General features: G+C 53.8%; 21 protein-coding genes. 14 read left to right on the forward strand and 7 right to left on the reverse strand.

Going from position 1 to position 20,295, the window contains the following annotated elements:
* Positions 1-52: 52 nt before the first annotated feature.
* Positions 53-883, reverse strand: coding sequence for an IclR family transcriptional regulator (locus AB9F26_RS04535; RefSeq protein ID WP_335584755.1), 831 nt, complete (start codon positions 881-883; stop codon positions 53-55).
* A 42-nt stretch (positions 884-925) separates the two neighbouring features.
* Positions 926-1,762, reverse strand: a complete 837-nt coding sequence (locus AB9F26_RS04540; protein WP_369767386.1) for an amidohydrolase — start codon at positions 1,760-1,762, stop codon at positions 926-928.
* A 118-nt stretch (positions 1,763-1,880) separates the two neighbouring features.
* Here AB9F26_RS04540 and AB9F26_RS04545 point away from each other — a divergent pair, with 118 nt between their 5' ends.
* From AB9F26_RS04545 to AB9F26_RS04595, 11 genes are all read left to right on the forward strand, one after another.
* Entirely contained in the window at positions 1,881-3,194 is a 1,314-nt protein-coding gene (locus tag AB9F26_RS04545; protein WP_335584757.1) for a sugar ABC transporter substrate-binding protein, read from the forward strand.
* Positions 3,195-3,268: 74 nt separating this feature from the next.
* Positions 3,269-4,165 carry a sugar ABC transporter permease gene (locus tag AB9F26_RS04550; protein ID WP_335584758.1) on the forward strand — a complete coding sequence of 299 codons (897 nt, stop codon included), beginning with the start codon at positions 3,269-3,271 and terminating at the stop codon, positions 4,163-4,165.
* Positions 4,166-4,169: 4 nt separating this feature from the next.
* A complete protein-coding gene (locus AB9F26_RS04555) occupies positions 4,170-5,036 on the forward strand; it encodes a carbohydrate ABC transporter permease (protein WP_039001211.1) in 867 nt (288 codons plus the stop codon).
* A gap of 4 nt (positions 5,037-5,040) precedes the next feature.
* Positions 5,041-6,132 carry an ABC transporter ATP-binding protein gene (locus AB9F26_RS04560; protein WP_369755518.1) on the forward strand — a complete coding sequence of 364 codons (1,092 nt, stop codon included), beginning with the start codon at positions 5,041-5,043 and terminating at the stop codon, positions 6,130-6,132.
* Between the two features lie 2 nt (positions 6,133-6,134).
* Positions 6,135-7,247 carry a mandelate racemase/muconate lactonizing enzyme family protein gene (locus AB9F26_RS04565; protein ID WP_369767387.1) on the forward strand — a complete coding sequence of 371 codons (1,113 nt, stop codon included), beginning with the start codon at positions 6,135-6,137 and terminating at the stop codon, positions 7,245-7,247.
* Positions 7,248-7,256: 9 nt separating this feature from the next.
* Positions 7,257-7,586 carry an L-rhamnose mutarotase gene (locus AB9F26_RS04570; protein ID WP_369767388.1) on the forward strand — a complete coding sequence of 110 codons (330 nt, stop codon included), beginning with the start codon at positions 7,257-7,259 and terminating at the stop codon, positions 7,584-7,586.
* 12 nt (positions 7,587-7,598) lie between these two features.
* Positions 7,599-8,651, forward strand: a complete 1,053-nt coding sequence (locus AB9F26_RS04575; RefSeq protein WP_369767389.1) for a Gfo/Idh/MocA family protein — start codon at positions 7,599-7,601, stop codon at positions 8,649-8,651.
* Positions 8,652-8,966, forward strand: coding sequence for a UxaA family hydrolase (locus tag AB9F26_RS04580; RefSeq protein WP_369767390.1), 315 nt, complete (start codon positions 8,652-8,654; stop codon positions 8,964-8,966).
* Positions 8,963-10,171 (forward strand): UxaA family hydrolase, encoded by a 1,209-nt coding sequence (locus AB9F26_RS04585; RefSeq protein WP_369767391.1) that lies wholly within the window; start codon positions 8,963-8,965, stop codon positions 10,169-10,171. Before AB9F26_RS04580 ends, AB9F26_RS04585 begins: the two co-directional genes overlap by 4 nt.
* 15 nt (positions 10,172-10,186) lie before the next feature.
* Entirely contained in the window at positions 10,187-10,915 is a 729-nt protein-coding gene (locus AB9F26_RS04590) for an SDR family oxidoreductase (RefSeq protein WP_369767392.1), read from the forward strand.
* 14 nt (positions 10,916-10,929) lie between these two features.
* Positions 10,930-11,769, forward strand: coding sequence for a fumarylacetoacetate hydrolase family protein (locus tag AB9F26_RS04595; RefSeq protein ID WP_335584766.1), 840 nt, complete (start codon positions 10,930-10,932; stop codon positions 11,767-11,769).
* A 60-nt stretch (positions 11,770-11,829) separates the two neighbouring features.
* On the opposite strand, the gene AB9F26_RS04600 is transcribed toward AB9F26_RS04595, so the two are convergent.
* Positions 11,830-12,963, reverse strand: a complete 1,134-nt coding sequence (locus tag AB9F26_RS04600; protein ID WP_335584767.1) for a CoA transferase — start codon at positions 12,961-12,963, stop codon at positions 11,830-11,832.
* A 158-nt stretch (positions 12,964-13,121) separates the two neighbouring features.
* On the opposite strand from AB9F26_RS04600, the gene AB9F26_RS04605 reads away from it, so the two are divergent.
* The 3 genes from AB9F26_RS04605 to kduI all read left to right on the forward strand — a co-directional run bounded on the left by AB9F26_RS04605 (position 13,122) and on the right by kduI (position 15,144).
* Positions 13,122-13,565: a MaoC/PaaZ C-terminal domain-containing protein gene (locus AB9F26_RS04605; RefSeq protein ID WP_335584768.1), complete on the forward strand. Its 444-nt coding sequence runs from the start codon at positions 13,122-13,124 to the stop codon at positions 13,563-13,565.
* 33 nt (positions 13,566-13,598) lie between these two features.
* Positions 13,599-14,168 (forward strand): MaoC family dehydratase, encoded by a 570-nt coding sequence (locus AB9F26_RS04610; RefSeq protein ID WP_335584769.1) that lies wholly within the window; start codon positions 13,599-13,601, stop codon positions 14,166-14,168.
* 151 nt (positions 14,169-14,319) lie between these two features.
* Positions 14,320-15,144, forward strand: a complete 825-nt coding sequence (kduI, locus tag AB9F26_RS04615) for a 5-dehydro-4-deoxy-D-glucuronate isomerase (RefSeq protein WP_369767393.1) — start codon at positions 14,320-14,322, stop codon at positions 15,142-15,144.
* Positions 15,145-15,261: 117 nt separating this feature from the next.
* Here the strand turns inward: kduI and AB9F26_RS04620 are convergent, their stop codons facing one another.
* From AB9F26_RS04620 to AB9F26_RS04635, 4 genes are all read right to left on the reverse strand, one after another.
* On the reverse strand, positions 15,262-16,338 hold the full coding sequence (locus AB9F26_RS04620) for a DUF1513 domain-containing protein (RefSeq protein WP_369767394.1): 1,077 nt from the start codon (positions 16,336-16,338) through the stop codon (positions 15,262-15,264).
* Position 16,339: 1 nt separating this feature from the next.
* Positions 16,340-17,353: an imelysin family protein gene (locus tag AB9F26_RS04625; protein ID WP_335584772.1), complete on the reverse strand. Its 1,014-nt coding sequence runs from the start codon at positions 17,351-17,353 to the stop codon at positions 16,340-16,342.
* A 1-nt stretch (position 17,354) separates the two neighbouring features.
* Entirely contained in the window at positions 17,355-18,863 is a 1,509-nt protein-coding gene (locus AB9F26_RS04630) for a di-heme oxidoredictase family protein (protein WP_369767395.1), read from the reverse strand.
* A gap of 64 nt (positions 18,864-18,927) precedes the next feature.
* Positions 18,928-20,190 carry an imelysin family protein gene (locus AB9F26_RS04635; RefSeq protein WP_335584774.1) on the reverse strand — a complete coding sequence of 421 codons (1,263 nt, stop codon included), beginning with the start codon at positions 20,188-20,190 and terminating at the stop codon, positions 18,928-18,930.
* Between the last annotated feature and the right edge of the window lie 105 nt (positions 20,191-20,295).

A 20,295-nucleotide genomic window follows, 5' to 3' on the forward strand; every position in this document is an offset into this window, starting at 1 on the left:
AGGGAGGTTACGGCACATAGTTTCAGAAGTAAAACATATTTTTATATATGATTTATGAAGTCTCCTCAAAGTCAGAAGCCCCAGCACCAATCAAATGCGACATTTGTTTTCCTGCTTGAATGAGGGCAAGGCGGGTCTCTTCCATAGTGGCGTCATTTGAAGCGACTAGCCGTTTAATAAAGGGAACCGTGATGGCTGCGATTACGTCGCCAGAGTATGAAAATACGGGAACCGAGATATTGTAGACCCCCTGAATAACCGCCGAGGGGCTCTCGCAATAGCCGTTTGCTTTGGTGGCGAGAATGTTGCGCTCAAACTGGTCCATCGCGTCGGCGGGCATGTCTTTGAGGTTTGCGCAAAGTGCGTTTCGGGCTTTTTGGGTTTTCTGATACGTCAAAACCGCGCCCGAAGCCGTAAGGATAAGTGGCACCCGCGCCCCAAGGCGCACCGAGGTGACGTTGTTGCCAGGAGGGTCGGTTTGGGCAATGACGAGGATGTCGGAATTATGCAAAATCGCGAGGTGCACAGATTGGTTAAGCGTTCTGGCCAAATCCTCCATGACCTCGCCCGCGATCGCGTTCAGGCGGCGGATCGGGGGGTGACGATGGGCGATTTCAAATAGGCGCGGCGTGAGAGAGTAACACTCGCTTTTTTGATCAAGCGCCACATAGCCACGTTCCGATAGAACGGCAAGCATGCGGAAAATCTCGCTGATGGAGCGATCCAGTGCTTTGGCGATCTCGGACTTTTTCATACCTTTGCTTTGGCTGGCTAAAAGTTCGAGGATATCGAGGCCTTTGGACAGGGCAGGAGCGTTGTACTTCGCCGTTTGATTGTCGCTATCAGATTTGGGCATATGCGCTCCTTCAGTTTGAAATTTCATACCTGTTTCCCTGCAAAAGCGAAACCGTGTTTAATGGGGGTGCTAAAGGTTCCATATCCGTTTTGCGTTGTCGCGATACAGGGCTGCGCGTTCTTCGGCGCTCCAGTCCATTGTGAGGGCATGGGTCGTGGCCACCCAAGTTTCGAGACCGCCGCCCAAATTGCAAACCGGACTATCGGAGCCCCAAATGAGGCGGTCGGGACCAAAGGCCTTTGCGATGTGTTCCACATAGGGGCGGATGGTTTCGAGGGACCAAGATTGCGCATCAGCATAGGCGATAACGCCCGAGATTTTTGCCACAACGTTGGGGCGTTTGGCGAAGTCGTCGATGCCTTTCGCCCAATTCTCGATATCTCCGCCGGCGATGTCGGGCACGCCACAGTGGTCGAGAATGAACTTAACGTCGGGGCAATGATCCACCAACGCGTTGGCGAGATGCATTTGCGCGGGGAGCACGCAGAGATCAAAAGTGAAGCGAGTATTTGAGAGCTTTTTAATGTTGTCGCGGAACAGTTTTGATTGGGAGGTTGCATCGGGCATCGTGTGCAAAACACGACGAAAGCCAAAGATAGTCGGGTTTGATTCGGCACGTTCAAGCTGTGCGGCAAAGGTAGACTCTTCAGGGCGGCAGGAGGAAATCGCCCCTTTCAGGAGGCTATCGGGCGTCGCCATTAACTCCGACATGAGGTCAGTTTCGCGCTCAATTTGGTCAGGCGTGACGTCGACCTCCATGTTGAAACACCCCGAAATTCCAAGCCTGCGCGCGATACGTGTATAGGATTCAAGCTCGTTTTGCTGGTCGAGGGCGGGCACATCTTTGAGCCACGGGTAGGTCAATCGGTCGAGATAAATCAGGTGTAGATGGGTGTCGAACAGCATGTGGTTCCCTTTCAAACTTCTCCAAGAGAATGATTGACTAAATATAAAAGTCAAGTTTATATGTAAAACAAGAGCGGACGAAATAACCGTCTCGAATGTAGATCCATGGGAGGATAGAATGAATAAACGAACACTTAAAGCGCTGCTGTCGGCAACGGCTTGTGCCGCAGCCATAAGCGCTGTGCCTGCGAATGCGGGCGAGTTTGACGGCGTTACGCTGCAAGCGAAATTGATTGGTGGCCAGCAATATGAGGCGCTTTATGCCCGTATCGCCGAGTGGGAGGCCGAGACAGGCGCCACCGTTGATATCATTTCCAAAAAGAACCACTTCGAGTTGGACAAAGAATTTAAATCCGACATGGCGGCTGGCACTTTGGGATGGTGCGTTGGCTCCAACCACTCGTCTTTTGCGTCGCAATACCCAAGCCTTTACACAGATTTGACGCCTTATTTGACACCAGAATTCATTGCTGAATACGTGCCGTCTAACATTGCTGCGTCCAAAATTGGCGATGCTTTGGTGATGCTGCCGCGTGCACAATTTGACGTATCCGCCCTATATTATCTCAAATCCGTTTACGCGGATGAGGCTAATCAGGCAGCTTATAAAGAAAAAACAGGCCGTGATCTGACGCCACCTGACACATGGGACGAATACAAAGAACAGGCGATCTTCTTTACCGACGCGCCAAACTTCTATGGCACGCAATACGCGGGTAAAGACGAAGCAATCGTTGGCCGTTTCTATGAAATGGTCGTCGCAGAAGGTGGTCAACTGTTTAACGACGACTGGACGCCTGCGTTCAATAGCGATGCTGGCAAACGGGCCCTCGCATGGTTTGTTGATCTATATGAAGCAGGCGCGGTTCCTCCCGGAACGACCTCCTATCTTTGGGATGACCTCGGTGCAGGATTTGCTTCTGGCTCCATTGCTCTCAATCTGGATTGGCCAGGCTGGGCGGGCTACTTTAACGATCCAGAAAGCTCGAAAGCTGCAGGCGATGTTGGCGTGATCGTACAGCCACAAGGCTCTGCGGGTATCCGGACCGGTTGGTCGGGCCACCATGGTTTTTCTGTGACGGAAACATGTGACAACAAAGAAGCAGGCGCGTCGCTTGTTGCTTTCCTCACAAACGAAGAGAGCCAAACTCTTGAAAGCTCTGCAGGTCCTTTGCCAACACGGACAGCCGTTTGGGAAACTGTTGTTGCCGCAGCTAAGGATGATCCCTACCAAGCAGAAGTCTTGACGGCCTTCCAAGCAGCAGCGTCTCATGCGTTCCCAGCGCCACAGACTCCTTACTGGATTGAAGCGACAAACTTGATCTACCCAGAGCTGCAAGCGGCAATTCTTGGCGACAAGACCGTCGACGAGGCACTTGAAACAGCTTCTGAAGCTGTCGATGAGATGATGCAAGAAAACGGCGTCTACTAAACTCTCGGTCCTCCGAAGCGGGGGCGGCCTTCGGGCTGCCTCCGCAATTTCCCTCCAAAGAAAAGTCTTCAGCCATGCCCCGCATTAAGCTGCCCACGTGGTTCGTGTTGCTGCTGCCGGCAATCATAATCCTTGCCTCAGTGGTTCTCGTTCCGCTTCTTCTCTCCCTGTATTCCAGCTTCACGCCGTACCGGCTGACGCGTCCCGAAACGCTCTGGAAGTGGATCGGCACCTATAATTATCAAAAAGCCATGGGAGACTGGAATTTCTGGGTCGCCTTTGGCCGCACAATTCTGCTGCTCACGGTTGCCTTGAACCTTGAAATGATCCTCGGGCTTGGTCTCGCGCTGCTCGTGAACAGGGTTACTTATGGCCAACGGGCGTTGCGCACTTTGATGATGTTCCCGATGATGTTCTCGCCCATTCTTGTTGGCTTTCAGTTCAAGTTCATCTTCAACGACAACGTTGGTCTCGTGAACAGTGCGCTGCAATCCTTGGGGCTTTCCGATACCGCGATCCCGTGGCTTGTGGATGGAAAACTGGCGTTCTTTGCCATCGTTTTTGCCGAAACTTGGATGTCGACGAGCGTGTTCGCGATCCTGATCCTTGCGGGGCTATATGCGATCCCGAGTGATCCGATGGAAGCGGCTAAAGTGGACGGCTGTACGCCGTGGCAAACCTTCCGACACATTACGTTGCCCTTCATTATGCCCTTTATTTACATCGCTTTGGCAATCCGAAGCCTCGATGTAGCGCGGGCATATGACATCGTTCAAATCATGACCAACGGTGGCCCCGCGCGGCGCACCGAGTTGTTATGGACGTTGATTGGGCGCACCGGATATGTGGACGCGAAAATGGGGTATGCCAACGCGATGGGCTATATCTCGATCATTCTCGCCGTCTTCTTCACCGTGTATTTCTTCAATAAGCTCAACGCGGCTCGTAGCGAGCTGGGCATGGCAGGATAGACCGATGGACATTAATCAAAAACACCGACTTCAGGGCTTGCTTTTAGGCTCGCTGCATAAAATCACCCTGTTTCTTGCCATGTCGATCATCTGTATTCCCGGCCTTTGGATTGTGCTGAACAGCTTCCGTCCGACTGTCGAGATCATGGCCAAACCCCCCGTTTGGATTCCCAATGAACTCAACCTCGACCACTACCGCGCGATGTTTGGCGCGGCGGGCGAGGGCGGGGTTCCTGTGGTGCAATATTTCACCAACTCGCTGATTATTTCGGTGACCTCCACGCTGATTGCGATCCTTGTTGGGATGGCGGGTGGCTATGCTTTTGCGCGGTTCAAGTTCAAAGGGAAAACGTGGATTTTTATCGGCCTTATGCTAACACGCGCCGTTCCTGGTGTGGCGCTCTCCTTGCCGCTTTTCATCGTCATGGCGAAAACCGGATTGATCGATACGCATATTGGTTTGATCATTGTCTATGTCGCGATGAACGTGCCGTTTACCATCTGGTTGATCGACGGGTTTTTCCGCCAAATTCCACATGAATTGGCCGAAGCCGCCGAGATCGACGGCTGTACCCGTTGGCAGGCTTTTTGGCGGGTTGAATTTCCCGTCGCTCGCGCAGGGATTGCGTCGGCGGGGATCTTTGCCTTCCTGACAAGTTGGAACGAATACGCGCTGGCCAGCCAGTTGACGCGCTCCACGTTTTCAAAAACGATGCCTGTGGGTCTTCGGGATTTCACCTCGGAATTCACCATCAATTGGGGTGGCATGTGTGCCCTCGCGGTCCTTATGATCATCCCCGCTCTCATCCTAACTTTCATTGTGCAAAAGCACCTCATTGCCGGTCTTACCTTCGGCGGTGTGAAAGGATAATCCAATGGCCAAAGTCCAACTTAAAAATATCGTCAAAAACTACGGCGCCCTTGAGGTTGTCCATGGGATTAACCTCGACATTGAGCACAATGAATTTGTGGTGCTGGTCGGCCCTTCTGGGTGCGGGAAATCCACAACTTTGCGCATGATCGCAGGGCTTGAGGATATTTCCGGCGGCGAAATCTCTATCGGTGAGAACGTGGTGAATAACCTCCCGCCACGGGATCGCAATATCTCGATGGTGTTCCAAAACTACGCGCTTTATCCGCATATGACGGTGCGCGAAAACCTAGGCTTCTCGCTTAAAATTGCCAAGAAAAGCGAAGAAGAAATCGCCAAGGCCGTGGCCGAAGCCGCCAATATTCTGTCCCTGACGGAATACCTTGAGCGTAAACCCGGCGCGCTTTCTGGAGGTCAACGCCAACGGGTTGCGATGGGGCGCGCGATTGTGCGTCACCCCGATGTATTCCTGTTCGATGAACCGCTCTCAAACCTCGACGCCAAGCTGCGCGCGCAGATGCGGGTTGAGATCAAGAAACTACACCAAAAGATCAAAACCACGATCGTTTATGTGACCCACGATCAGGTCGAAGCTATGACCCTCGCGGACCGCATTGTGATCATGCGCGACGGGCATATCGAGCAACAAGGCACCCCCCTTGAAGTGTTCGAAACGCCAGTAAACACCTTTGTGGCGACCTTCATCGGCAGCCCGCCGATGAACCTGATGGATGCCACAGTTACGGCGGACGGGAAGCTTGATCTTACCGACGACGTTTTGGTTCCCGTTCCCGCCGCTTTCAAAGATAAAGTGAGCGCAGGGCAAAAAGTTGTGTTTGGTTTTCGCGCGGATAATGTGATGCCAGAAGGGCATTCCCTTCCGATGCAAGGCGAGGCGGCCAGCTTTGATATGACCATCGATCTCTCTGAACCGTTGGGCACGGAAACCCTGTTGTTTGTCACATTGGCGGGCGTGGAAATTCAGGCAAAAATGCACAATCCGCGCCCCGTGAAGTCGGGCGAACGGTTGACCTTTCAGCTTGATCTTACACGCTGTCACTTGTTTGACGCCGCAACTCAAAAAGCACTGAGGTAACCATGGCACTGATTTCAAAAGTAGAAATTTTTATGGTCGATTTGAAGCCAAAAGTGAAGCGCACAGACGCGACACAAAGCTTCGACAGCCAAGAAACGCCTTTTGTGCGGATTACCGATTCCGAAGGGCAAACGGGCCTTGGATACAGCTATACAATCGGGCAGGGCGGTGGCGCGATCATGTCGCTGTTGCGCGAAACGATGGTGCCGAAATTGATTGGTCGCGAGGCCGAGGAAATCGGGCGTATCTGGCGGGATCTTTTGTTTTCAACACATGCCACATCGGTGGGGGCTATTACCTCACTTGCGCTAGCGGCGATTGATACGGCTCTTTGGGATTTGCGTTGTAAGCGCGCGGGTTTGCCCCTTTTTCAGATGTTGGGCGGAGCTAAAGACAGCGTCGCGATGTACACCACCGAAGGCGGCTGGCTTCATATCTCGACCGAGGATTTGGTCGCCGACGCGTTGGATGCACAATCCAAAGGGTTTTCCGGCTCAAAAGTCAAAATCGGCAAGCCGCATCTTTCCGAAGATCGGGCGCGTTTGGCTGCGGTCCGCGAGGCCGTGGGACCATCTTATGAAATCATGGTCGACGCCAATCAAAGCCTGAGCCGCGCCGAGGCCACCCGCCGCGCACATATGCTTGAACAGTTGGATATCGCGTGGTTCGAAGAGCCACTTCCCGCCGATGATGTGTTGGAACATGTGGCGCTTGCGGCGAGTACGTCGGTGCCCATTGCCGTTGGCGAAAGCATGTATTCGATCAGCCAATTCAAGGACTATTTGGTGTCGGGCGGCGCGAGTATTGTGCAGGTCGACGTGGCCCGTATTGGCGGGATTACCCCGTGGATGAAAGTCGCGCATATGGCCGAAGCGCACAATGTGCCTGTGTGTCCGCACTTCCTTATGGAGCTACATGTCAGCCTTGTTTGTGCCATTCCAAATGCGCCGTGGCTTGAATATATCCCGCAACTTGATGGGCTTACGAAAACCGCTATGCGGATGGAAAATGGACGCGCCTTTGCCAGTATGGAGCCGGGCCTTGGGATTGACTGGGATATGGATGCAATTGAAGCCCAAAAAATCGACGGTCTAAGCGCCAGTTTTGGTGCATAGGAGGATATGATGGAACGCATGGGAATGGTGATCGGCGTGAAGCCCGAAAACATCACCGAATATAAAAAACTGCACGCGGATGTTTGGCCTTCGGTGCTGGCGAAAATAGCCGAGTGCAATATCAAAAACTATACGATCTTTCTGCGCGAGCCGGAAAACCTGTTGTTTGGTTATTGGGAGTATCACGGCAGCGATTTTGCCGCTGATGCCGCAATTATGGCCGCCGACCCTGAAACTCAACGCTGGTGGGAGATTTGTATGCCTATGCAGGCGCCGCTTGAAACACGGGGGCCAGAGGATTGGTGGGCGATGATGGAAAACGTGTTCCACATTGACTGAACGGAAAATGACATGACGCTCAATTTGCAGCAACATTGGCCAAAAGCCACCAACCCGCTCCCCATCGTGATCTTTGGGGCGGGTTCGATTGTGACGGATGCGCATTTACCGGCCTATGATAAGGCGGGCTATCAGGTTGCGGGTGTTTTTGATCCTGACCTTGAGAAAGCGCGTTTAGTTGCCGCCCGATTTGGCTGCGCCGTTTTTGAAGCGGCCGAGGAGGCCGCCGCACAGCGTAACGTGGTTTTCGATCTTGCGACGCCACCGGACGCGCATGCGCAAATCTTACGTAGCCTGCCTGACGGAGCGGCGGTTTTGTTGCAAAAACCTATGGGCAGCGATTTAGCGCAAGCGACTGAAATCCTAGAGGTTTGTCGTGCCAAGAACCTAAAAGCCGCCGTGAATTTCCAACTCAGATTTGCGCCAATGATGTTGGCGTTACAAGACGCCGTGGATCAGGGGTTGCTAGGCGAAATCGTAGATTTTGACGCGTGGCTTGCCCTAGACACCCCGTGGGGGCTTTGGAAGTTTTTGGAACCCTTGCCACGGGTCGAAATCCTGTTGCATTCCATCCACTATCTTGACTTCATTCGCAGTATTCTGGGTGATCCTAACGGCGTTCATGCCAAAACTATGGGGCACCCGAGCAGCAAAATCGCCCAGTCCCGCACGGCGGCGATCCTTGATTATGGCGATACCGTCCGCTGTGCTCTGTCGGTCAATCATAACCACAGTTTTGGTCGCAAATATCAGGCCTGCGAATTTCGGATATGCGGCACTAAAGGGGCGGCCTATGTTCAGCTTGGCGTGAACCTTGATTATCCTCGCGGCGAGCCAGATATCCTGTCGATAAATACAGGCGACGGGTGGACAGAAATCCCCCTCACAGGCGCGTGGTTTATTGATGCTTTCGCCAGTCGCATGAGCCAGTTGCAACGGTTTGCAACACACGAAGACCCAAATTTGATCAGTTCCGTCGAAGATGCATGGAACACGATGGCGCTTGTTGAAGCTGCTTATGAAAGCAGTGCAACTCCCGCGACACAGATTGCAAGGAAGCCCTAAATGCCCGCAGAGAACTTTATAAAACTGCATGAAAAAGACAATGTGTTTGTCGCCCTACGCGGGGTGGCAAGAGGCACGATTGTTCAGATCGGTGCCAACAGTTTCCCGACCGTCCAAGATGTCTCGCTGGCGCATAAAATTGCCGCGCGTGACATCACCTCAGGGGAGGTGATTTACAAATATGGCATGCCCATTGGAACAGCGACACAGGATATCCCTGCGGGTAACAATGTGCATGTGCACAACGTCAAAAGCAATTATACCGCAACCGTTTATCGCGCTGAAGAAAGTGGCGTGAGCGAGGACAGCATATGACACAGACCTTTCAAGGATACGCGCGTCAAGATGGGCGCAAGGGCATTCGCAATGTCGTCGCCGTTGTTTATCTAGTGGAATGCGCGCATTTCGTGAGCCGCAAGATCACGGAGAAATTTGGCGAGAACGAGGTCCATCTGATCGGGTTTCCGGGTTGTTTTCCAAATGCTTATGCCCAAAGCATGATGGAAAAACTCTGTACGCATCAAAACGTTGGCGCTGTGCTTTTGGTCTCTTTGGGTTGCGAGAGTTTCAACCGTGCACAACTTGAAAGCGTCATTCGCGCATCTGGTCGCCCTGTCGAAACTTTGGTCATCCAAAAGTCTGGCGGAACGGCAACAACGATCTCGGCAGGGCGCGCATGGATTGAGAAAACACTCTCCGAAATTGCCGATGTTCCCCGCGTGGAGATGCAGGTAAAAGACCTCATTATCGGCACGATCTGTGGCGGTTCCGACGGGACCAGCGGGATTTCGGGCAACCCAGCTGCGGGCCGCGCCTTTGATAAATTGGTCGCCCAAGGGGCTGCGTGTATCTTTGAGGAAACCGGCGAACTTATTGGCTGTGAAGACATCATGGCCGCGCGCGCCGCGACACCTAAATTGGCCCAAGAATTGCGCAATGCAGTGGCCAAGGCCGAGGCCTATTACGACACCCTCGGGTTTGGGAGCTTTGCGTCCGGAAATGCCTCGGGTGGCCTGACGACGATTGAGGAAAAATCACTTGGCGCTTATGTAAAATCCGGAAGTTCACCGATTTCTGGCCTGATCAAGCCGGGCGATATTCCCCCAACGGGCGGGCTTTACCTGATGGATGTTGTGCCGGATGGAGAGGTGCGCTTTGGCTTCCCGAATATTGCGGATAACGCCGAAATCACCGAAATGATCGCCTCTGGTGCGCATATGACTCTGTTTGTTACGGGGCGCGGTTCTGTTGTTGGGTCTGCCCTTGCGCCGGTCATTAAAATTTGTGCAAATCCAGACACCTATCGCGCCTTGAGGGATGACATGGACGTCAATGCGGGCGCGATTATTGAGGGGGAAAAGACCCTCGAAGAAGTCGGACAAGAGATATTTGACACTATCATCGCAACAGCAGATGGTGCAAAAACCAAATCTGAAGAATTAGGACATCAGGAATTTATCCTGACCTACAAATCATTTGAACCCATCGGGCCTGCGTGTTTGCCGGCTTCGGCGCGTTAATCCAAGGAGATATTCGTGCAAAGATTAAATGGAAAAACTGTTCTAGCCACAGCGGCGGGACAGGGAATTGGTGCGGCAACCGTTCGACGCATGGTACAAGAGGGCGCACGCGTGATTGCAACGGATCGCGACATCACCCCATTGGAAGGCGTCGAAGGCCTCGAAGTGCACCAATTGGATGTGACTGACAGCGCTGCAATCACAGCTCTGGTTGCCAAAATCGGCCATATTGACGTGCTGTTTAACTGCGCGGGCGTTGTCCATGCGGGCACCATTCTTGATGCGACACCAGAAGACCTCGACTTTGCGTTTCTGCTTAATGTTCGGGCAATGTTTGACACAATTTGCGCCGTGTTACCTTCGATGATCGAGCGCGGAAATGGCTCCATTATTAACGTGGCATCGGTGGCAAGTTCCATCACGGGCGTGCCAAATCGCTTTGTCTACGGCACTACAAAAGCCGCCGTAATTGGCCTCACGAAATCGGTCGCGGCCGACTATGTGGCACAGGGTGTGCGTTGTAACGCAATTTGCCCCGGAACCGTGGACAGCCCGTCGCTTCAGCAACGTTTGCGCGACACAGGGGATTACGACAAAGCCCGTGGCGAGTTTGAAGCCCGCCAGCCAATGGGACGTCTTGGAACGTCCGAAGAAATCGCCGCTCTTGCTTGCTATCTTGCAGCAGACGAAAGCGGGTTCACAACGGGCCAAGCCCATGCAATTGACGGTGGATGGTCCACCTAACCTACGGAGTTAACATGAAATTTCTAAGATACGGGCCACGTGGGTCCGAAAAACCAGGTGTTTTGGATGCAGCTGGAAATATTCGCGATCTCAGCGGGCTTGTGGGCGATATTGCGGGCGAAGTTCTTACAAACTTGGCGCGGTTTGCGGATTTGGACGTGGAAAGCCTTCCCTTGGTCGAGGGCAACCCGCGTTTGGGTGCTTGTGTTTCTGGCACGGGTAAATTCATGTGCATCGGCCTTAACTATGCCGATCACGCTGCAGAAAGCGGCTTGGCTGTGCCCAGCGAACCCGTGCTGTTTATGAAAGCAACCAGCGCGATTTGCGGGCCGAATGATCCCATTTTGATCCCGCGCGGCAGTGAGAAAACCGACTGGGAAGTTGAGTTGGGTGTCGTGATTGGCAAGGCCGCGAAATACGTGAATGAGGCCAACGCATTGGACCATGTCGCGGGCTATTGCGTCATCAATGACGTGTCCGAACGTGCGTATCAAATCGAACGTGAAGGCCAATGGACCAAAGGGAAATCCTGCGACAACTTCGGTCAAACTGGACCTTATTTGGTGACGCCTGATGAAGTTGGCGATCCACAAAACCTGTCGATGTGGCTTGAAGTGAATGGCGATCGCGTACAGAATGGGTCAACTAAAACAATGGTTTACGGTGTTGCACACCTCGTGAGTTATTTGAGCCAGTTCATGACGCTTCACCCCGGTGATATCATTTCCACAGGGACACCTCCGGGTGTTGGGTTAGGCTTTAAACCACCACGTTTTCTAAAAGCTGGTGACAAAGTTGAACTGGGTATCGAAAAGCTCGGCCAACAGGCACAGGTTTGTGTCGCAGACACCTAAAGCGATTATATAATTGGAAAAGCCGCGCCATAACCGGCGCGGCTTTTTCGTTTTTAACGATTAGTCGGCGAAGATCGTGGCGTTATCCGCGCCAAGGGCCGGCGCGCCTTTTGTTGAGGTCAAAATCTCCCCGTCAATGCGAATAGGGCAGCGTGTAGTTTGCATTTGAGTGCCGCCATGCGACGTGACGGATTGAAGTGCGTCGAGCGATTTAAACCCTTCTTTTTCCATCATGCGCGGCCAATCAAGCACTTCGGCACACCAAATATCGGCGGGTTCGAGCACGTCGAGCACTTCACGGGCGGATTTTGGCAACAAGAAATCCCGCAGGACGGCTTTGATTTCATCACGTTTCGTGAACGCGATTAAAGGGTCGCCAAAAGCGGCGAGGGTAGGGCTGTTCAAAAGGTCGGCAAGCTTGGAAATCGGAGCCATCGCAATCGCAATATGGCCGTCACGCACTTTGTAAATTCCGTAGGGTGCTGTCGAATTTACGCCTGCATTCGCTACGGCGCAGCGCTCTGGCTGGGTCGGGGCGCCCGCGAGGTAGGAGGTTATCATCTCAAATTGCATGTCCAGAGAACTGCTCATCAAATCAACCTCAACAAGCGCGCCTTGGCCCGTTACCGAGCGACGCAAAAGGGCCGCCATAATGCCTTGGCTCAGATGGTTGCCGCAGGTTATATCAAGCACAGCAAACGCCACAGGAACGGGCCCTTGATCGCTGTCCCCAGAGAGCCACGGCATTCCGGTTAAGGATTGTACAAGGAGGTCTTGGCCCGGCTTTTTCACCCACGGCCCTTTGCTGCCATATCCCGTGACCGAGGCATATATGATGCGCGGGTTAAGAGCCTTAACTGTTTGAAAATCCAAACCTATTTTTTCCATCACCCCTGGGCGGAAATTGTGGATCATGACGTCGGCGGTTGCGATAAGCTTTTTCACGCGCTGCAAATCAACGGGGTCTTTTAAGTCCGCCGAAACGCCAGATTTGTTGCGATTGATGGTGTGAAAAAGTAAGCTGTCGCCATCCAGCATTTGATCCGCCACAACAAGACCGCGGCATAAATCGCCGCCATTTGGGCGTTCAACCTTGATGACTTCGGCCCCCAAATCGGCGAGTCGCAAAGCTGCGGCGGGGCCCGCCAAAAACTGAGCGAAGTCTAATACCCGAAGGCCCTCTAGCGGTTTCAAATGATGTCCTCCAAATTGGATGTTTTCTATATGAAACTTAGTTTTATATTATAAACCCGTCAAGGAGTGAACTGTATGTGCAGTTTTATGTTGAGTTGTCTACTTTTATATGTAAACTTTGATTGCATATATAAAACATTAAAATTGTGAGCTACCTAATGGAAATCGAACAATACTACGAAGATTACGCCCTTGGCGATACGCGCAAGACGAACGGGCGGACGATAACGGAGACTGATTTCGTGGTGCACGCGGGGCACACGGGTGATTTTTTTCCCCATCATATGGACACAGAGTTTTGCAAAACACTCCCTTTTGGGCAACGTATTGCCCACGGCACAATGACCTTTGCCATTGGCGTGGGGCTTACCGCGACCCAGATTAATCCGCGTGCATTTACATATGGTTACGAGCGGCTACGCTTTCCAAAACCGGTCTTTATTGGTGATACAATCCATACCGTCGTGACGATTGGCGCCATGAAACTTGATCCCAAGCGTGACGGATACGGGCAAGTTGTTGAAAAGACCGAAACGTTCAATCAGCACGGAGAAACCGTGATGTATTGCGAACATATTTTACTGGTTGAGTTGCGCAAATAGCCGCAATCCCCCCTTCCTATAATGAGGTACAACATGGCTGAAATTGGTGTTCACGCGCGCGGCCTTCCGGGATTGCCCGAGGATCACGCAGAAATTCCCGTTTGGAACGCGGAAAACTGGTTTTATGAAGACTTCACGCCAGGGGATAAAATTCGCTCGATACGGCGCACGATTTCCGAAGGGGAATCCATGCTTTTCAACAGCCTTGTGATGGACCATCATCCCTATGTGTCCGACCAAGAATTTGCCGTGCAAGAAGGTGTATTTGGCAAGCGTTTGGTGGCTGGTGCGATGGTGTTTTCCTATGGCCTCGGGCTGGCGGCGACCAATTGCTTGAACTCCTTTTCCTATGGATATGATCGCCTACGCTTTATCAAACCCGTCTTTATTGGCGATACAATCTACACAATCCGCGAGAACCTGAGCAAGGTTGTGCACTCCGATAAAATGGGAAAAGTGCGCGTCAGTTATTCCGTCTATAAGGGAGAAGGAGAGCTGGTTTTATACTGCGAGCACCTCATGACCGCGCTTTACAGCGACCCAGAGCCCTTCGCGGAGGAGGCGCAGGCCATCGCTTTGGCAAAGGCGAAAAAGTCAGCTTGAAAGTTTACGGGCGCGTCAAATTCTTTTGATGCTCCCTCGTTTGACATATCGACGAGAAATGATGCGATAAGGCCCTAGATTGACCCTTGCCGCCTTGAGTCTGGCCGCGGGGTTGATACATTCGCGCGGAATTACTCATAAAGGACTGACCATGCTGAAAGCCGAAACTCGTTACGCTATCGACCCAGAACACGCCAAAACGCTCGGCACCGAAGACTTGCGCAAGAATTTCCACGTTGGGGGGCTTTTCGCAGACGATGAAATCAAGCTCGTTTACAGCCATTATGACCGTCTTATTCTAGGGAGTGCGGTTCCAACCAAGGGCGCGTTGACACTTGAGGCGCTCGCCGAAACGGGAACGGACACGTTCCTTGAGCGGCGCGAAATGGGCGTGTTAAACATCGGCGATACAGGCACGATCAAAGTGGGCGGCGAGACCTATGAAATGGCCAAGGGCGAAGTCTTGTATGTGGGCATGGGCAGTGGCGCGGTAGAGTTTTCAGGGGCAGGACGGTTTTATATTCTCTCGGCTCCCGCCCACCATAATTACCCCACAACCTTGATCCGTGAAGCCGATGCAAAACGGGTGGAACTTGGGTCGCCGGAAACGGCAAACGAGCGCGTGATTATTCAACTTCTTCATCCCGATGTGTGCAAAAGCTGCCAACTCGTGATGGGCTATACGCAATTCAAACCGGGGTCGGTTTGGAACACCATGCCTTGCCACGTGCACGACCGTCGAATGGAAGCGTATCTTTATTTTGACGTAAAAGACGACAACCGTGTTTTCCACTTTATGGGAGAACCTGCGCACACGCGTCACATGGTTGTAGCCAATGAGGAAGCTATCATTTCCCCGCCGTGGTCCATCCACTCGGGTGCGGGCACAGGGGCCTATACGTTCTGTTGGGCGATGGCGGGTGACAATGTAGATTTCACCGATATGGACATGGTTCCAATGGCTGAACTGCGCTAGGCGACACGTTTCTGCATGAAATTGGCCCTGACCCAAGCTCCCTAGGGGCGCTGGTCAGGGCGCTTGATTTCTCGCCTTACAAACAACTGCGTAACCCTACCTTTGTGGCGGAAATTCCTAAATTCGCACCAAGTGGTTGTCCCACGCACAGGGGTGATCTCCGAGGAAAACGGGTTTGGCGTCGTCGAAGGTTCCCACTTTTCCCGTGCCCGAGGAGAACATAAACTTCGCCCCGCCTGCGCTAACGCCACAGACATCTGGTAGCGCATAGGTGGCGGAAAACGTGTCATTCGCAAGGTCAAAAATCTGGACCACGCCGCCGATGGGCGAGGTCGCCGACAGTTGCGACGAGTCCTGTGCAATGGCGACGCTCCCCACATAGCCGCGCAACTCGCGATGTTCCAACTCTGGAGCTTGCAACAGGCGAATATCCTCGCCGCGCGTATGCAGGCCAAGCAAGGCGGGGTGCTGCTCGGCTTCGCCCTGCCATTGCATGGCAAAGGCCACTAACCCTTCAGGGCCGATCGCCAAATGCCGGATTGAGTTTCGCGAAAGTTCCGAAGGAAGCTCGATCTGGTCCCTTTGTGTTCCGTCCGGCGCCACATAATTCAGGTTGGGCCGCATCGTCGTCAGGTTCAACTTGGTGCGCCCCATATCGGGGTGCGTTTCGACGCCCCCATTGGCGATCACAAGGGTTTCGCCATCGGGCATCAGCTTCATATCATGGGGGCCAACCCCGCCGGAGGCGAACTCACCAAGGCGCACATAACCGTGCTGGGCATCCCAAACGCCGATAACGCCGAGGCCTGCTTCATAGTCGTTTTCGGTGGTGTAAAGGGTTGATCCGTCTGCGGAAAATGTTCCATGCCCATAGAAATGACGCCCCTCTGGCGCGTTAAACGTTGCGATCGCTTGGCCCGTGATACAGTCGAGCACGAATGCAAACCGCCCCGGGCGGCGGGCAAATCCGACGGCCTCTGGGCGGGTTGGATGCGCGGCGGCGGCGTGGCCACGCCCCGGAAGAGGAAGCTTAAAAAGGATATCACCCGCGCCACTTAAACCAACCAGATGGTCGCCCGCGTTTGGAAAACGTGCGGCGGATAAATAGGTCGGAGATCCTGCGTCTGCCCAGCTTGGACGGGGGCACAGGCCCGTCGCGATTAGGCCCCCAAGAAACGCGCGTCGTGAGGCCATGTTAGTCTCCATCCAATGAATTGAAGCCCGCAGCGACGCCCAGTTTTGGGCCAAGCTCCGTCGCCGAGAATTCGCGAATATGGTCGATACTTTGCTGAACCAACTCAAGGAGGAAGCGATCTTGGACACTGGTGACGGAGGCAAAACTGGGATCGTTGACCTTTGTGAGACGGGCTTGGCTTGTTTCAAACGCCTCGGTGAATTTTTGCTGGAGGGAGGGATTGCCGTCGGCCAAAATCGCCGCCAATTCCTGCAATGCAGTCAGCGACACCTCAATATGGCGACGTGATCGCTCTGAGCGGCGGGCCTCGGCGCGGGCAGGTAGGGGGCGGTCAAATGTGCCTAAAGGGCGGCCCAAGCGCGTGTCGGAGGTAAATTGTAAGCCTGCATTGAAGGCTTTGAATAATTCCTGAACCGCCTCGTCTTCGTTGCGATAAATGCTTGTTTCGCTAGGGTTTTGCAGGGTGTCGCTATAGGTGCCCTGCCAATCCATCAGTATCGCCGTGGCGTTGTCGTGGATGTTTGTGGTGATGGCCTGCACCAATTCACATCGGTACGCGTCGCTTCCCATCTCGCGCAGGTCCGCGTCATAGAGCAAGAACTCAAGCGCGAAAAAGCCACGTCCCGCGATGGACACATGGGCGAATTCTTCGGGGTCTTGCACGGCGGGATCTTCGCTTTGGATCAGGTTCGCCAATGTTTTTGGGGTGAAGCCCTTGGTGTCTGGCCAAAACGCGAGCGCGAAGGCGCGGTCGCCCACTTCGGTGGGGCCAAAACGAAGGTGACTCACGCCAATCCACGCATCAAACGCTGTGTGAAAGGCGGCCTGAAGGTCTTCAGACTCTGCATTGCACTGGCTCTGCGCAGTTATTTGCAGTGCTTGCGTCGTCGTTTCTAACTGTTCAAACCTTGGCAGAATATGGTCGGACAGAGCCGTTGTGACCGTTTGCGAAGGGTCAGCCGCCGTCGCGGTCAAGGGCCATGCGAGGGCTAGAAGGAAGATAAATTTACGCATATTAAAGGCTCTCCAGAAAACGGATCAGGGCATCGCGGTCTTGTTTGGGCATTTCGACAACTTGGTCTTTCATTGTTTGCGCCTCACCGCCATGCCAGAGCACAGCTTCGAGAATGGAACGGGCACGACCGTCATGGAGGAAATAGGTGTGGTCCGAAACACGTTCGGTCAATCCAATCCCCCAAAGCGGTGCGGTGCGCCATTCGGTTCCGGTTGCGCGGGCTTCGGGGCGGTTGTCGGCAAGACCTTCGCCCATATCGTGCAAAAGAAGGTCGCTGTAGGGCCAAATCAGTTGGAAGCTTTGTGCAGGTTGATCCTCAAGACGATGGGTCACAAAGGCGGGGGTGTGGCAGGACGCGCAGCCCGTGTCGTAAAAGACCTCTTTACCGCGCAAGACTTCGGGGTCGTCCACATCGCGCCGCGCGGGCACGGCCAAATTGCGGCTGTAAAAGGCCACAAGATCGAGCGCGTCGTTTTCGATTTCATTACCGCCTTCGGTGCCATTTGGCGCTTCTAGGCAGGCTGTTTGAGCTGCGGTACACTCCCCCTGTGGCGTCGGAAAAAGCGGGCTGGAAATCCCAATATCACCGGCAAACGCTGCGGCAGATTGATGTTTTATCGTGGGCGCGCCCGCCTTTAGGCCAAAGCGCCCCAACATGGGTTGATCGTATTCCATCGACCAGACCACATTGGCGCGGCCAGAAATGCCGTCTCCATTCGCGTCGTCAGGATCCGTGTTTGCGAGGATATCTGCTGTGGGGATCGCTTCCAACAGGCCCAAGCCGATCATTTGGGGAGCAATGCGGGGGCTGAGCATGGCGTCAGGGTGAAGCGGCCCATAGCCAAGGTCGGCCGCCGTGTAGGTTGGAACGCGCAAAGAGGCGGTCTCGCCGTCCGAAAGGGCGACTTCCTGTTCTTCATAATCGATTTGCAAGCGGTATTCGGCCTGATGCCCCGCGAGGCTGAAATTCTGAAGCTGGGTGCCATAGGTTGGGTCAGGCAGGGTCGCCAAATAATCTTCGATTCCTGCGATGCCATCCGTAGATGCCCCCGGAATAGAGACGCGCAGAAAGAGGGAAATCGCAGTTTCGTCGGCGTTTTCGGGCGCATGTCCCCGTCCGTCTTTTATGTGGCAACCTTGACAGGAGCGCGCGTTGTAAAGCGGGCCAAGACCGTCGGAGGCCAAAGTAGAGGAGGGCGACGAGACCCAGAGTTTGCGAAACAATCCGTTGCCGACTTTGAAATTGAGTTCGCCGTCAAATCCGATGTTCGCGGAAGGTTGCGAAAACGCATCCGCATTGTTATGCACGCGCACGGTGGCGGCCCCTGCAGCCTGTTCCTCAAACGCGCTGGCGGTGGAGAAATCTTGAGTCGGCGCCGTAACTGCTGCGATACGGGCGGCTTCTTTTGCGGTGCGGGGGATCACGTTGAGGTGCGGATCGCCAAGCTCTTGGGCGGTCGCGGACGAAACGGAAAGGATCAAGGCGGAGACGGCAAGTCTGGCAAGCATAGCGGGACCATTCAATATTACTGCGCGACGCCCGTTCGTGACGGACGCTGCTTTTTGGTAGGGTTTACTGGAAGACAGCGGCGGGACTATCGAGGCTGTCGGAGCCTTCGAATTCGATATGGTTTAGCCCGAGGGTCGTGACGATGCGCTCAATCGTTTTGGTTTGATCAATCAAGCTATTCACGCCGCCCATGACCAAAGCTTCACCGGCAAGATTGCCGCGCTCCAACATCTGGTCATAAGCAAAGCCAGCCTCAGCGGCGGTCTTGATCCGACCTAAATTTCGCATGGTTACCGAGAGTTTTGCCTGCATTTCAGCGTCGAGGGCTGGGTCCGCTTCGACCACGAGGTCCGAAAGGGATGCGCCCGAAACGAGGGAGCCATCAACACGCACATACTCGCCCAAATAGACATTTTGAACGCCCAATCCGTCGTAATAGTGGCTGTTGTGGGTGTTGTCAGAGAAGCAATCATGCTCCTCTTCTGGGTCGTTGAGCATCAGCCCAAGGCGCATCCGTTCGCCGGCTTGTTCGCCATAGGAAAGCGACCCCATGCCTGTCAACATCGCGACAATTCCCGTGCCCTCATTGGTTGAAAGGGTTGCACGGGCCTCGCCCTCGGAGCCCCATTGCGCGGTCATCCAATCGAGATCGGATACCAAAAGCGCAACGGCCGCTTGCAAATATTCCGCGCGGCGATCGCAGTTTCCGTTGGTGCAATCTTCGCCCGTGGCGTAATTTGTCCAGGGACGATTGCCCGCACCCAAACCGTGGCCATTCAAGTCTTGGCCCCAGAGCAAAAACTCGATGGCGTGGTATCCCGTGGCGACATTTGACTCAACGCCGTCTGCTTCGTGCAGGGTTGCGGCCAGAAAGTCTGGCGTGATGGAAGAAGCATCAATTTCAGTGCCGGATAGGAGGAAGCTCGGGTTCGCGATGACGTTCAATACGGCAAGGGTGTTTTCGTCAGTGGGCTGGCCATAGGCGTCGCTTACATAGTCGATCAAACCTTCGTCAAGCGGCCAAGCATTCACTTTGCCTTCCCAATCGTCGACGATGGCGTTGCCAAAGCGAAAGACCTCAGATTGTTGATAGGGGACGCGGGCGCTGAGCCATGCTTTGCGGGCGGCGTTCAAAGTTTCCGCAGAAGGGGCTGCGACCAATGCGTCGATTGCAACTTGCAAGCTTTGGGCAGTGATTAAACTGTCTTCATATGTCGCCTGAGCGATATCAGCATAGGTGTTTAGGGTTGCGGTTTTGTCGCCGGCCCATGCGGGGGCCGCTAGCATGCAACTTAGGGAAAGTGTGGAAATAAGTGCGCGTTTCATTGGAAGTCTGTCCTCGCTGTCGAATCCATTTGTCTGGGAAAGTGCCAGTGCGCAGATATCTGAGTGATTTAGTTGGATTTGTCAAACCCGATTATTTTAGTCGCC

The sequence above is a fragment of the Falsihalocynthiibacter sp. BN13B15 genome (assembly GCF_041205415.1).
Lineage (GTDB): Bacteria > Pseudomonadota > Alphaproteobacteria > Rhodobacterales > Rhodobacteraceae > Falsihalocynthiibacter > Falsihalocynthiibacter arcticus.

Excerpts from the sequence above, each read along its gene's own strand:
- AB9F26_RS04535 (WP_335584755.1), bottom strand. The coding sequence starts at position 883 with ATGAAATTTCAAACTGAAGGAGCGCATATGCCCAAATCTGATAGCGAC.
- AB9F26_RS04540 (WP_369767386.1), bottom strand. The coding sequence starts at position 1,762 with ATGCTGTTCGACACCCATCTACACCTGATTTATCTCGACCGATTGACC.
- AB9F26_RS04545 (WP_335584757.1), top strand. The coding sequence starts at position 1,881 with ATGAATAAACGAACACTTAAAGCGCTGCTGTCGGCAACGGCTTGTGCC.
- AB9F26_RS04550 (WP_335584758.1), top strand. The coding sequence starts at position 3,269 with ATGCCCCGCATTAAGCTGCCCACGTGGTTCGTGTTGCTGCTGCCGGCA.
- AB9F26_RS04555 (WP_039001211.1), top strand. The coding sequence starts at position 4,170 with ATGGACATTAATCAAAAACACCGACTTCAGGGCTTGCTTTTAGGCTCG.
- AB9F26_RS04560 (WP_369755518.1), top strand. The coding sequence starts at position 5,041 with ATGGCCAAAGTCCAACTTAAAAATATCGTCAAAAACTACGGCGCCCTT.
- AB9F26_RS04565 (WP_369767387.1), top strand. The coding sequence starts at position 6,135 with ATGGCACTGATTTCAAAAGTAGAAATTTTTATGGTCGATTTGAAGCCA.
- AB9F26_RS04570 (WP_369767388.1), top strand. The coding sequence starts at position 7,257 with ATGGAACGCATGGGAATGGTGATCGGCGTGAAGCCCGAAAACATCACC.
- AB9F26_RS04575 (WP_369767389.1), top strand. The coding sequence starts at position 7,599 with ATGACGCTCAATTTGCAGCAACATTGGCCAAAAGCCACCAACCCGCTC.
- AB9F26_RS04580 (WP_369767390.1), top strand. The coding sequence starts at position 8,652 with ATGCCCGCAGAGAACTTTATAAAACTGCATGAAAAAGACAATGTGTTT.
- AB9F26_RS04585 (WP_369767391.1), top strand. The coding sequence starts at position 8,963 with ATGACACAGACCTTTCAAGGATACGCGCGTCAAGATGGGCGCAAGGGC.
- AB9F26_RS04595 (WP_335584766.1), top strand. The coding sequence starts at position 10,930 with ATGAAATTTCTAAGATACGGGCCACGTGGGTCCGAAAAACCAGGTGTT.
- AB9F26_RS04605 (WP_335584768.1), top strand. The coding sequence starts at position 13,122 with ATGGAAATCGAACAATACTACGAAGATTACGCCCTTGGCGATACGCGC.
- AB9F26_RS04610 (WP_335584769.1), top strand. The coding sequence starts at position 13,599 with ATGGCTGAAATTGGTGTTCACGCGCGCGGCCTTCCGGGATTGCCCGAG.
- kduI (WP_369767393.1), top strand. The coding sequence starts at position 14,320 with ATGCTGAAAGCCGAAACTCGTTACGCTATCGACCCAGAACACGCCAAA.
- AB9F26_RS04620 (WP_369767394.1), bottom strand. The coding sequence starts at position 16,338 with ATGGCCTCACGACGCGCGTTTCTTGGGGGCCTAATCGCGACGGGCCTG.
- AB9F26_RS04625 (WP_335584772.1), bottom strand. The coding sequence starts at position 17,353 with ATGCGTAAATTTATCTTCCTTCTAGCCCTCGCATGGCCCTTGACCGCG.
- AB9F26_RS04630 (WP_369767395.1), bottom strand. The coding sequence starts at position 18,863 with ATGCTTGCCAGACTTGCCGTCTCCGCCTTGATCCTTTCCGTTTCGTCC.
- AB9F26_RS04635 (WP_335584774.1), bottom strand. The coding sequence starts at position 20,190 with ATGAAACGCGCACTTATTTCCACACTTTCCCTAAGTTGCATGCTAGCG.